Source organism: Sphingomonas melonis, assembly GCF_013409985.1.
GTDB classification, from domain to species: Bacteria; Pseudomonadota; Alphaproteobacteria; order Sphingomonadales; family Sphingomonadaceae; genus Sphingomonas; species Sphingomonas melonis_A.
The window spans coordinates 610,384-622,609 of the sequence record NZ_JACCBY010000002.1; the positions used below are offsets into that span (position 1 = coordinate 610,384).

Genomic DNA, 12,226 nt, shown 5'->3' on the forward strand with positions numbered 1-12,226 from the left:
GCGCGGGCACCAATCCCGTGCAGGGGCGTTTCGCTAGCGCAATGGTTCCTCGTCCCCTGAAAGTCGCCAGCTACAACATCCACAAGGGCGTCGGCCTCGACCGCCGCCGCAACCCGAAGCGGGTGCTGGAGGTGCTGCGCGAGATCGATGCCGACATCATCGCCTTGCAGGAGGCGGACCGCCGCTTCGGCACGCGCGAATCGGTGCTGCCGACGCACCTGCTCGACGAGCACAGCGACTGGAAGCCGGTCGAGTTCGGCATGCGCGCGCTGTCGATGGGCTGGCACGGCAACGTCATCCTCGTCCGCAAATCGGCGCAGGTGGTCGAACGCGCGCCGATCCATTTGCCCTCGCTCGAACCGCGCGGTGCGGTAATGGCGGATATCGACACGCACGCCGGGATGATCCGCGTCGTCGGCATGCACCTCGATCTCTCCGGCCTGTGGCGGCGGCGGCAGGCGGCGGCGATCATGGCGCATGTCGATACCGCGACGCTGCGCCATCCGACCGTGCTGATGGGCGATCTCAACGAATGGACCGCAGCGGCGGGCTGCCTGCGCGATTTCTGCCGCGACTATCGCATGGCGGCGACCGGGCCGAGCTTCCACGCGCGCCGGCCGGTCGGGCGGCTCGACCGGATCATGGTGTCGCAGGATCTGGTCGTCGCCGACTGCGGCGTGCACGCCAGCGCCGCAGCGCGCAAGACCTCGGATCACCTGCCGATCTGGGCGACGCTGGCGCCGGCCTGATGCGCGAGAAGGAGCTTCGCCTCGCCCTGGTCTGCTACGGCGGGATCAGCCTCGCGGTCTATATGCACGGCATCACCAAGGAGGTGTGGCATCTGGTGCGCGCCAGCCGCGCCTATCATGCCGGCGACGCGCCGCAGGGCGGCAGCGAGGCGGTCTATGCCGCGCTGATCGCGGAGATCGAGGCGCTTGCCGGCATCCGGCTGCGCGTGCTCGCCGACATCATCGCCGGCGCCTCGGCGGGCGGGATCAACGGCATCTTCCTCGCGCAGGCGATCACCACCGGCCAGAGCCTCGAACCGCTCACCGATCTGTGGCTGACCTCGGCCGATGTCGAGGCGCTGATCGATCCCGACGCCGCCCCCGCCAGCCGCTTCTCGAAACTCTGGGCGCTGCCCCTCGCCTGGGTCGCGGCGGGCCGCAGCAAGGACAAGGTCGAGGCGCTCGACGACGCGACGCAGGACGAGGTGCGCACCAAGCTCTCGCACTTCGTCCGCTCGCGCTGGTTCGAACCGCCGTTCGGCGGCGCCACCTTCACCGGCCTGCTGCTCGACGCCTTCGCGGCGATGGCCGACGCGCCGGCGGGAGCGCGATTGCTGCCCGACGGCCAGCCCCTCGACCTGTTCGTCACCTGCACCGACTTCACCGGCCACCCCGAACGCCTGCGCCTGAACTCCCCACCGGAGGTGATGGAGACCGAACATCGCGTCGTGCTCGGCTTCTCCGATCATGCGACCGGCGGCACGATCGGCGCGATCCCCGACCTCGCCTTCGCCGCGCGGGCGACATCGAGCTTCCCCGGCGCCTTCCCGCCGTTCATGGTCGGCGAACTCGACGGCGTACTGGCGGCGCGCGGCATCGCCTGGCCCGGCCGCGCCGACTTCCTCAAGCGCGCGCTGCCGCGCCAGTTCGCCGCCAACCAGGCGGACAAGGCGGTGCTGATCGACGGATCGGTACTCGCCAACGCGCCGTTCCGACCCGCGATCGACGCGCTCAAGGAACGCCCGGCGCGGCGCGAGGTCGACCGCCGCTTCGTCTACATCGACCCGTCGCCCGGCATCAAGATCCGGCTCGGCTCGGGCGGGGAGAAGCCCGGCTTCTTCCAGACGATCCTCGGTGCGCTCAGCGACCTGCCGCGCCAGCAGCCGATCCGCGACAATCTCGACGCGCTCGCCGAACGTTCGGGCCGGATCGACCGGATGCGCGGCATCGTCACCGCATTGCGCCCCGCGGTCGAGGAGGAGATCGAGCAGCTGTTCGGCCATACGCTGTTCCTCGACCGGCCGACGCCGGCGCGGCTGGTCGCTTGGCGGCGGCGCGCGCAGACCGCCGCCGCCACCCGCGCCGGCTACAGCTATGCCGCCTACGGCCACCTCAAGCTGAGCGGCGTGGTCGAGACGATCACCGGCCTGCTCTATCAGGTCGGCGGCGAACCGGGGCAGCAGCGCTGGCGTCGCATCCGGGCGAGCATCGAGGCGGCGATCGCCGAGCGCGGCTTCGGCGGTGTCGCGCCGTCCTTCTCAGGCAAGGAAAGCGCGGCGACGATCGACTTCCTGCGCACCTTCGACCTCGGCTTCCGCATCCGCCGGCTGCGGCTGATGGCGCGCCGGCTGGAGGAGATCGAGGGTCAGCATGACGGCAGCGACGCCGGGCTGATGCGCGAGGCGATCTACGCCTCCCTCGCCGCCTATCTCGACCGCCAGCGCGCCGACCAGCATCCCGAGCTGCGCCACCAGGTGCGGCGGCTGCGGGGCGGCGATGCCGCGCCGGTGCTCGACGCGCTCGGCGCCGCGCTCGATCTCGCCACGCTCGACGCCGACACCGACCGGCGGCTCGCCGACGCCTTCGCGACGCTCGACCGTCCGACGCGGCGCGCGCTGCTGCTCGCCTACCTCGGCTTCCCCTATTTCGACACCGCGACGCTGCCGCTGCTGCAAGGCGAAGGGCTCGATGAGTTCGATCCCATCAAGGTCGATCGCATCGCCCCCGACGATGCCACCGCGATCCGCTCCGGCGGTGCCGAGGCGACGTTGAAGGGCATCCAGTTCAACAGCTTCGGCGCCTTCTTCAGCCGCGCCTATCGCGAGAACGACTATCTGTGGGGCCGGCTGCACGGCGCCGAGCGGATGATCGACATCTGCGTGTCCACCCTGCCGGCGCCGGTGCGGATGAAGCCGGGCCGCGTCGCCGCGATCAAGCGCGCGGCCTTCCGCGCGATACTGGACGAGGAAGAGCCGAGACTCACCGCGATCCCCGCGCTGATCGCCGAGCTGCGCGCCGAGGTGGGATAAGCCGGATCCCTCCTCCGGCGGGCCGCGGTGGCGGCGCAATGCGCTGAGGGCGGGGGACGTGTCCCCCTCTGGCCATCCGTGCCCGCCCCCGCTACCCTCGCCGCTCCTCAGGAGTGTTGCATGCAGTTCCTCAAGATCCTGTTCTGGTTCCTGCTCGCGTTCGTCGCGGCGCTGTTCACCTATGGCAATTGGACCAGCATCCAGATCAGCCTGTGGAGCGGCCTGATCGCCGACGTGAACCTGCCGCTGCTGCTGCTCGTCACCTTCACGCTCGGCTTCCTGCCGACCTATCTCTACCTCGGCACGGTGCGCTGGCGGCTGCGCCAGCGGCTGGCGGCGTGCGAGCAGCTGCTCGCCGACCATCGCGCGCAGGCGGCGAGCGCCGCCGCGCCGATCGTCGCCGATCCGATCCTTCCCGCCGAATCCGCCACCGAAAGCCGCCCGGCATGAGCCCCATCTACGTCGCGATCGACACGCCCGACCTCGCCCGCGCCAAGGCGATCGCCACCCGCACCCGCGCGCATATCGGCGGCCTCAAGCTCGGCCTCGAATTCTTCTGCGCGCACGGCCAGGCCGGCGTCCGCGAGATGGCGGAGCTTGGCCTGCCGATCTTCCTCGACCTCAAGCTGCACGACATCCCCAATACCGTCGCCAAGGCGGTGCAGGCGCTCAGCCCGATCGAACCGGCGATCCTGACGGTCCACGCCAGCGGCGGCCGCGCGATGCTCGAGGATGCCAAGGCGGCGGCACCGGTGCATACCAAAGTCGTCGCGGTGACGATGCTGACCAGCCTCGATGCCAGCGACCTCGCCGCGACCGGCATCGGCGGCAGCGCGCACGATCAGGTCCTGCGCCTCACCGATCTCGCGCACGAGGCGGGGATCGACGGCATCGTCTGCTCGGGCGCGGAAGTCGCTGCCGCCAGGAAGGCGTGGCCGAAGGGCTTCTTCGTCGTCCCCGGCGTCCGCCCGGCGGACGGCCCGGCCGGCGACCAGAAGCGCGTCGTCACGCCGCGCGCGGCGCTCGACGCCGGTGCCTCGATCCTGGTGATCGGCCGCCCGATCACCCAGGCCGAAGACCCCGACGCCGCCGCCCGCGCGATCGGCGCGACGCTGTAGGGGAGCGGCGGGCATGCGACCGGTCGCGCTCGCCTTGCTGCTCATACTTTCGATTTCGGCATGTTCCTCGTCGCCGAAGCCGGCCCGTAGCGATCTGCCGGTCTTCCCCCGCTATGACCGCGACAGCGGGATCAGGATGACCTCGCAGCTCTTTGGCAGGTTGGTGGTGAGACACGGCTGCCTCGCGCTCGATGTGCTTCGCCGGCAAGGGGCGGATGACGATGTCCCGACCTTCCTGATCTGGCAACCGGAGGCGCACATCGGCCGGGACTCGCGCGGCATCTATGTGCGCGACGACAAGACCGGTTCGGTCATCCGTCCCGGCGATCGCGTGATCGGCGGCGGTGGCGGAATCGGAAGCGACGTGCCGCCGTCCGGGGACGGGCGGGATTTCGACGCGGCTAGGACCGACCCTGTTCGCCGCGACCGGACATGGATCAACGCGCAGGTGACTCCCGATCTGCCGCCGGCCTGCAGCGGCAACTATGTAGCGTTCCACGGCTTCCGCGTCATGCCCGTCGGCATGCGGCCATAAAGGCGCTTGTCTCGCGCCGCGATCACGCCGACACGCGCCTTATGCCCGTCCACACCAAGATCTGCGGTCTCTCGACGCCCGAGACGCTCGACGCCGCGTTGCGCCATGGCGCGAGCCATGTCGGCTTCGTCTTCTTCCCGCCCTCGCCGCGGCACCTCGACTTCGCGCGCGCCGCGCAGCTCGCCGCGCGCGTCCCCGCGCACGTCCGCCGCGTCGGGGTGTTCGTCGATCCCGATGACGCGCTGATCGAACAGGCGGTTGCCGGCGGCGCGATCGACGCGCTCCAGCTCCACAAGACCGCCGCGCCGCGCGTCGCCGCGATCCGCGCCCGCACCGGGCTGGAAAGCTGGGCGGCGGTCGCGGTGAAGACCCGCGCCGATCTCGACGCGGCACGAGGCTTCATCGGTGCGGCCGACCGTATCCTCTACGACGCCAAGACGCCGGACGGCGCCACGCTGCCCGGCGGCATGGGCCTGCGCTTCGACTGGACGCTGCTCGACGGCTTCCGCCACCCGCTGCCTTGGGCGCTGTCCGGCGGGCTCGACGCGGCCAATGTCGGCGAGGCGATCGCGCGGACCGGCGCGACGCTGGTCGATGTCTCCTCGGGCGTCGAGTCCGCGCCGGGGGTCAAGGATATGGACAAGATCGGCGCCTTCCTTAAAGCGACGCAGTCATGAACGCCCCCAACACCTATCGCGCGCAGCCCGACGAGCGCGGCCACTTCGGCCAGTTCGGCGGCCGCTATGTCGCCGAGACGCTGATGCCGCTGATCCTCGACCTGGAGCGCGAATATCGCGCGGCCAAGGCGGACCCGGCCTTTGCCGCGCAGTTCGACGACCTGATGGAACATTACGTCGGCCGCCCCAGCCCGCTCTACCACGCCGAGCGGCTGAGCGAGGCGGTGCGCGAGGGGGCCGAGCCCGGCATGGGCGCGCAGGTCTGGTTCAAGCGCGACGAGCTGAACCACACCGGCGCACACAAGATCAACAATTGCATCGGCCAGATCCTGCTCGCGATCCGCATGGGCAAGACGCGGATCATCGCCGAGACCGGCGCCGGCCAGCACGGCGTCGCCACCGCCGCGGTCTGCGCGCGCTTCGGCCTGCCCTGCGTCATCTACATGGGCGCCAAGGACGTCGCGCGGCAGCAGCCCAACGTCTTCCGCATGAAGCTGCTCGGCGCCGAGGTCCGCCCGGTGACCAGCGGCGCGCAGACGCTGTCGGACGCGATGAACGAGGGGCTGCGCGACTGGGTCGCCAACGTCCACGACACCTTCTACATCATCGGCACCGCCGCCGGCCCGCATCCCTATCCCGAGCTGGTCCGCGACTTCCAGAGCATCATCGGTCGCGAGGCGCGGGCGCAGATGCTCGCCCGCACCGGCCGCCTGCCCGACCTGCTCTGCGCGGCGATCGGCGGCGGATCGAACGCGATCGGCCTGTTCCACCCGTTCCTCGACGATCTCGAGGTCGGCATGCTCGGCGTCGAGGCGGCGGGCCACGGCCTGGAGGGCAGCGAACATGCCGCCAGCCTGGCGGGCGGCTTCCCCGGCGTGCTCCATGGCAACAAGACCTATCTGTTGCAGGACGAGGACGGCCAGATCGCCGAGGGTCATTCGATCTCGGCGGGCCTCGATTATCCCGGCATCGGCCCCGAACATGCCTGGCTGCGCGACATCGGCCGCGTCGAATATACCAACGCGACCGACAAGGACGCGCTCGACGCCTTCCAGCTGCTCTGCCGGACCGAGGGCATCATCCCGGCGCTCGAACCGGCGCATGCCATCGCCGCGGTCACCACGCGCGCGCGCACTATGCGCAGCGACCAGATCATCCTCGCCAACCTGTGCGGGCGCGGCGACAAGGACATCTTCACCGTCGCCGAGGCGCTGGGGGTGGCGATATGAGCCAGCGCCTTGCCAACGCCTTTGCGAAGGACCGCCCGGCGCTGGTGACCTTCGTCACCGCCGGTGATCCCGCCCCCGGCGCGACCGGCGCGATCCTCGACGCGCTCGTCGCCGGTGGCGCCGACGTGATCGAACTCGGCATGCCCTTCACCGATCCGATGGCGGACGGTCCGGCGATCCAGGCGGCGAATCTGCGCAGCCTCGCCGCCGGCACACGCACCGCCGACATCCTGGCGATCGCCACCGCGTTCCGCACGCGGCATCCGGACGTGCCGCTGGTGCTGATGGGCTATGCCAATCCGATGCTGCGCCGCGGTCCCGACTGGTTCGCCGAGGCGGCCGCCGCCGCCGGGGTCGATGGCGTGATCTGCGTCGATATCCCGCCAGAGGAGGACGATGCGCTCGGGCCGGCGCTGCGCGCGCATGGCATCGACCCGATCCGCCTCGCCACCCCGACCACCGACGCCGCGCGCCTGCCGCAGGTGCTCGATGGTGCATCGGGCTTCCTCTATTACGTCTCGGTCGCCGGCATCACCGGGCTGCAACAGGCGGCGCAGGGGTCGATCGACCAGGCGGTCGCGCGGCTCAAGGCGACCACCGACCTGCCGGTCGCGGTCGGCTTCGGCGTCCGCACCCCCGAACAGGCCGCCGCGATCGGCGCGGTCGCCGACGGCGTCGTCGTCGGTTCGGCGATCGTCGAGCTGGTCGGCGCGCACGGCGCCGCCGCCCCCGATGCGGTGCGTGCCTATGTCCAATCCCTCAGCGAGGCGGTGGCCTCGTCGCGAAAGGTCCTCCCATGAGCTGGATCACCAACGTCCGCAACGCTTTGCCCTTCGTCGCCAAGCGTGAATCGTCCGACGAGAACCTGTGGCACAAGTGCAAGGGCTGCGGGCAGATGGTCTTCACCAAGGAGCTGGAGGAGAACCTCTACGTCTGCCCGAAGTGCGACCATCACGAGCGGATCGGCCCCAAGGAGCGGTTCGCGCAGATCCTCGACGAGGGCAGCTGCGCCGAACTGCCGGTGCCGAAGGTGCCCGAGGACCCACTCAAGTTCCGCGACTCGAAGCGCTATACCGACCGGCTCAAGGCGGCGCGCACCTCGGCGCAGGAACAGGATGCGCTGATCAACGCGCGCGGCACGATCCTCGGCCATCGCGTCGTGATGGGCGTGCAGGATTTCGGCTTCATGGGCGGCTCGATGGGGCTCGCGGTCGGCGAGGCGTTCGTGCGCGGCGTCGAGGCGGCGATCCACGACAAGGCGCCCTATGTGATCTTCACCGCGGCCGGCGGCGCGCGCATGCAGGAGGGCATCCTCAGCCTGATGCAGATGCCGCGCAGCACCGTCGCCATCCAGATGCTCCACGACGCCGGCCTGCCCTATGTCGTCGTGCTGACCGATCCGACCACCGGCGGCGTTACCGCCAGCTATGCGATGCTCGGCGACGTGCAGATCTCCGAACCCAATGCGCTGATCGGCTTCGCCGGCCAGCGGGTGATCGAGAGCACGATCCGCGAGAAGCTGCCCGAAGGCTTCCAGCGCGCCGAATATCTGCTCGACCACGGCATGCTCGACATGGTCGTGCACCGCAAGGAGCTGCGCGAGCGGCTGGCGACGGTGATCGGCTATCTCGCAGTGGCGCAGGCGGCGTAATCGAGGGGCGGGCGACACCCTCCCCGCCCACGCCGTCACCCCGGACGCGACCCGGGACCACCGTTCCACAGGAGCAACGGCTTCGCTCCTGTGGAACGGTGGTCCCCCGAACACGGCCGGGGTGACGAAGGGATTTTGGCAAGCGGACACCCGGATTCCAACAGATGCCAGACCACGCCACCTCCACCGATCCCGCGGTCCAGCATCAGCTCGACCGCTTGTGGTCGCTCTCGCCCGGCGCCGACGTGCTCGGCCTCGAGCGGATTACCCGGCTGCTGGCGCGCCTCGGCGACCCGCATCTGGCGCTGCCGCCGGTGTTCCATGTCGCCGGCACCAACGGCAAGGGTTCGACCTGCGCCTTCCTGCGCGCCGCGATCGAGGCGGCGGGACAGGACGTCCATGTCTTCTCCAGCCCGCACCTCGTCCGCTTCAACGAGCGGATCCGCATCGCGGGGCGGCTGATCGACGACGCCGCGCTCGCCGCGCTGTTGTCCGAGGTGCTCGATCACGCCGGCGACATCGGTGCCAGCTTCTTCGAGGTGACCACCGCCGCGGCCTTCCTCGCCTTCGCCCGCACCCCTGCCGCGGCGACGATCGTCGAGGTCGGGCTCGGCGGCCGGCTCGATGCGACCAACGTCATCGCGCGGCCCGCGGTCACCGGCATCGCCGCGCTCGGCATGGACCATGAGGCATTCCTCGGCAGCCGCGTCGTCGACATCGCGACGGAAAAGGCCGGCATCGCCAAGCGCGGCGTGCCGCTGGTCACGATGAACTATCCCGCCTCCTGCCGCACGCGGATCGCGGAGGTCGCCGCTGCCGCGGGCGCGCCGGTGATCGCGCGCAACGCCGATTGGTGGAGCGAGACCGCGCACACGACGATGCGCTACCGCGACGCCGGCTTCGCGGTCGTCACCAACCGCCCGCGGCTGGTCGGCCCGCACCAGTCGCGCAACCTTGCGCTCGCGATCGCGATGCTGCGGCATCAGGGCGCGGTGACGGTGCCGGAAGCGGCGATGCGGGCCGCCGCCGACTGGGCGCAATGGCCGGCGCGCATGCAGCGGCTCGGCGCCGGGCCGCTGCACGATCGCCTGCCCGCCGGCAGCCAATTGTGGCTCGACGGCGCGCACAACCCCTCCGCCGCGCAGCCGGTCGCGCGCGCGCTGCGCGGCATCGCCGGCACGCAACCGGTGGTGCTGGTGCTCGGCATGCTCGCCAACAAGGATGCGGCGGGCGTGCTGCGCCTGCTCGCGCCCGACGTGTCGCGCGTCATCGCCGTGCCCGTTCCGGGCCATGCGCATCATGCGCCCGCCGCCCTCGCCGCGCTGGCGCAACAGTTTGGCCGGCCCGCCGCGGTCGCCGACGACCTGCCGCACGCATTGGATGCCGCCGCGGACGGCGACACCCCGGTCGTGCTGATCGCGGGTTCGCTCTACCTCGCCGGTGAAGCGCTCCGCCACAACGACGAGTGTCCGACCTGAGCGGTTGATTGCGATTGACTTGCAATAGCGGATTGGGGAGTGTTCGGGACGACCACAGGAGTTGCCCCCGATGTCCGATCTCACCACCACCATCGCAGCCCTGCCCTATGCGCTACCGGCCTGTCCCAACGCGAGAATCGTGTTGTTCGCGCTGCGGCGGATGGGGGCGCAGGGGCTGCATGACGCGCGGGCCAGCCATGCGCTGTTCACGGCGTTCGGCCAGGACTTCCGCCGGCCGCTGGTGCTGATGCGCGCGCTGATGGCGGACCTCGCCGGCACGGCGGCGGGGACGATCGCGATCGCGCCGTGCTGCTGCGCGCGAATGACGGCGGCCGAGAAGACGATGCTGACCGTGCTCGCCCGCGTCGAGACCGCGCCCGAGACCGCGCGGCTGCTGCTCGGCGATCTGCTCGGCGTACGCCGCGTCGATTCGGTGCTGGCGAGCGTCGCGGCGGTGGCGACCGCCTTCGCCGACGACGGCCGGCCGATCTGCGTTTAGGCGTCGGGGGCGTCGCGCACGTCGCCCTCGCCGGCAACACCGGCGCTGCCGATCGATCGATCGATCAGGCCCGACCGGCACATCCACCAGAACAACAGCACACCGGGCAGCGCGGCCAACGTGGTCCCCCAGTAGAAGGCGACATAGCCGAAGCTTTCCACCAGCCGGCCGGTCGTCGTCGCGGTCAGCACCCGCCCGACGATGCTCGCCGCCGCCGAGATCATCGCATATTGCGCGGCGGTGAAGCGCAGGTCGCAGAGCGCCGAGAAATAGGCGACGACGGTCACGCCGCCGATGCCGCTCGCCAGATTCTCGAACGCCATCGCACCGGCGAGGCCGAGGTTGCTGTGCCCGGCGCCGGCGAGCAGCGCGAAGGCGGCGTTGGAGATCATCATCAGCACGAGGCTGAGCATGACCGACCGCTTCAGCCCCATCCGCGCGTAGAGCACGCCGCCGATCGCGATGCCGATCCAGAACGCCCAAAAGCCGATCAGCACGTCGTAGAGCGCGATCTCGTCGTTGCTGAAATGCAGATCGTCGAGCAGCAGCCGCAGCGCCTGCTGTCCCAGCGTGTCGCCGATCTTGTGGAGCAGGATGAAGGCCAGGATGATGAAGGCGCCGTGGCGGCGGAAGAATTCGAGGAACGGGCTGACGATCGATGCCGCGATCTCGCGCGCGCCGTGGCGCTTGATCGGCTCGCGCCGGCGGTGCGGTTCGCCGCGCACCAGCGCGACGATCATCGCCGGGAAGGCGAACAGCACGCAGGCCAGATAGGCGACGTGCCAGTTGGATCGCGCCGCGATCACCAGCGCGAGCGCCCCGGCCAGGACCGAGCCGATCCGCCAGCCATATTGCGTCATGCCCGACCCGATGCCCATCTCTTCGGGCTCCAGCGTCTCGATCCGATAGGCGTCGATGACGATGTCGTAGGTCGCACCCGCAAAACCGACCAGCACCGTCGCGATGATCGTCGCCTGCAGGCTGGCGGCGGGGTCGACCAGCGCGAGATTGGCGACCGCCAGGATCACCAGCACGCCCGACAGCAGCACCCACGACACGCGCTGGCCGAGCCGGCCGAGCACTGGCAGCCTGACGCCATCGACCATCCACGCCCATAACGGCTTCAGGTTGTAGACGAGGAAGCCGAGCGTGAAGGCGGTGATCGTGCTCTTGTCGAGCCCGTCCTGCTTCAGCCGCGTGGTCAACGTCGCGCCGATCATCGTGAAGGCCAGGCCCGACGATATGCCCATGAAGAACACCGCGATCGGCCCGCGCTCGGCATAGGGCGCGAGCGGTGCCAGCCGTGTCCGGAGCGCCGCCGAGCGCCGCATCATCACGATCAGCACCAGCACGACGGCCGCGACGATGAGGAAGTACAGGTTATTGCCGGTCAACATCGGCGCGACACTAACGGCAATTTCGCGCGCGGCCAGCGGCTTTCCGGCGCAACCGGGCGACCGCGGCTTATCCCGCCGGCGCCTCGAACAGCTGGAACCCGGTCGGCAGCCGCTTGGTCTTGCGGCCGGCGAGCTTCGCCTCGATCGCCTCGATCGCGCCGATCAGGTCGCGCTGCTGATAAGGCTTGGCGAGGCAGCCGGCGGCGAGCGACATCGCCTCGGGCGGGAAATTGCCGGTCACGAACAGCACCGGCACGCCCTGCTCGCCGGCGGCGCGGGCGACGTCGATCCCCGATCCGTCCGCCAGATGCACGTCGACCAGCACCAGATCAACCTCCGCCTCCGATCGCAGCACCCGCACCGCCTCGGCGACGCGATCGACGGTGGCGACGATCTCATAGCTCGCGTCGGTCAGGAGGTGCTCGACATCGAAGGCGATCAACGGCTCGTCCTCGACCACCAGCAGGCGCACGATCTGGCGCTTCTTCCTCCCGAACAGCATCGACACGCTCCGCCCGGCGCCAGTTAATTGTTACGCCTCCGCGACATAACGCACGCCCGCGACTTCGGACGCAAATCTTTTCGCGCCTTGGACAAATGCACGT

13 protein-coding genes are annotated in these 12,226 nt (G+C 70.2%); 11 read left to right on the plus strand and 2 right to left on the minus strand.

Annotated elements, in window-relative coordinates:
• The first annotated feature begins 41 nt into the window (after window positions 1–41).
• The 11 genes from HD841_RS09400 (at window position 42) to HD841_RS09450 (ending at window position 10,224) form a co-directional block, all read left to right on the plus strand.
• Complete coding sequence (locus HD841_RS09400) at window positions 42–749, plus strand: endonuclease/exonuclease/phosphatase family protein (protein ID WP_179508854.1); 708 nt, start codon at window positions 42–44, stop codon at window positions 747–749.
• Complete coding sequence (locus tag HD841_RS09405; protein ID WP_179508595.1) at window positions 749–3,037, plus strand: patatin-like protein; 2,289 nt, start codon at window positions 749–751, stop codon at window positions 3,035–3,037. Before HD841_RS09400 ends, HD841_RS09405 begins: the two co-directional genes overlap by 1 nt.
• A gap of 120 nt (window positions 3,038–3,157) precedes the next feature.
• Window positions 3,158–3,487, plus strand: coding sequence for a hypothetical protein (locus HD841_RS09410; RefSeq protein WP_257015387.1), 330 nt, complete (start codon window positions 3,158–3,160; stop codon window positions 3,485–3,487).
• Window positions 3,484–4,155, plus strand: coding sequence for an orotidine-5'-phosphate decarboxylase (gene pyrF / locus HD841_RS09415; protein ID WP_179508596.1), 672 nt, complete (start codon window positions 3,484–3,486; stop codon window positions 4,153–4,155). The genes HD841_RS09410 and pyrF overlap by 4 nt, the downstream gene beginning before the upstream one ends.
• 13 nt (window positions 4,156–4,168) lie before the next feature.
• The gene (locus HD841_RS09420) at window positions 4,169–4,690 is read left to right on the plus strand and encodes a hypothetical protein (RefSeq protein ID WP_179508597.1); all 522 of its coding nucleotides are present in this window, start codon (window positions 4,169–4,171) and stop codon (window positions 4,688–4,690) included.
• Between the two features lie 41 nt (window positions 4,691–4,731).
• On the plus strand, window positions 4,732–5,367 hold the full coding sequence (locus HD841_RS09425) for a phosphoribosylanthranilate isomerase (RefSeq protein WP_179508598.1): 636 nt from the start codon (window positions 4,732–4,734) through the stop codon (window positions 5,365–5,367).
• A complete protein-coding gene (gene trpB, locus HD841_RS09430; protein WP_179508599.1) occupies window positions 5,364–6,596 on the plus strand; it encodes a tryptophan synthase subunit beta in 1,233 nt (410 codons plus the stop codon). Before HD841_RS09425 ends, trpB begins: the two co-directional genes overlap by 4 nt.
• Window positions 6,593–7,396: a tryptophan synthase subunit alpha gene (trpA, locus tag HD841_RS09435; protein ID WP_179508600.1), complete on the plus strand. Its 804-nt coding sequence runs from the start codon at window positions 6,593–6,595 to the stop codon at window positions 7,394–7,396. Before trpB ends, trpA begins: the two co-directional genes overlap by 4 nt.
• Window positions 7,393–8,247: an acetyl-CoA carboxylase, carboxyltransferase subunit beta gene (accD, locus tag HD841_RS09440; protein WP_179508601.1), complete on the plus strand. Its 855-nt coding sequence runs from the start codon at window positions 7,393–7,395 to the stop codon at window positions 8,245–8,247. The genes trpA and accD overlap by 4 nt, the downstream gene beginning before the upstream one ends.
• A 164-nt stretch (window positions 8,248–8,411) precedes the next feature.
• Window positions 8,412–9,725 (plus strand): bifunctional folylpolyglutamate synthase/dihydrofolate synthase, encoded by a 1,314-nt coding sequence (locus HD841_RS09445; protein ID WP_179508602.1) that lies wholly within the window; start codon window positions 8,412–8,414, stop codon window positions 9,723–9,725.
• A 70-nt stretch (window positions 9,726–9,795) separates the two neighbouring features.
• The gene (locus HD841_RS09450) at window positions 9,796–10,224 is read left to right on the plus strand and encodes a DUF6628 family protein (protein WP_179508603.1); all 429 of its coding nucleotides are present in this window, start codon (window positions 9,796–9,798) and stop codon (window positions 10,222–10,224) included.
• Here the strand turns inward: HD841_RS09450 and HD841_RS09455 are convergent.
• Both HD841_RS09455 and HD841_RS09460 read right to left on the minus strand, forming a co-directional pair.
• Window positions 10,221–11,558: an AmpG family muropeptide MFS transporter gene (locus HD841_RS09455; RefSeq protein WP_373562992.1), complete on the minus strand. Its 1,338-nt coding sequence runs from the start codon at window positions 11,556–11,558 to the stop codon at window positions 10,221–10,223. The two genes, HD841_RS09450 and HD841_RS09455, sit on opposite strands and share 4 nt — an antisense overlap.
• 130 nt (window positions 11,559–11,688) lie before the next feature.
• On the minus strand, window positions 11,689–12,123 hold the full coding sequence (locus HD841_RS09460) for a response regulator (RefSeq protein WP_179508605.1): 435 nt from the start codon (window positions 12,121–12,123) through the stop codon (window positions 11,689–11,691).
• Window positions 12,124–12,226: the final 103 nt, after the last annotated feature.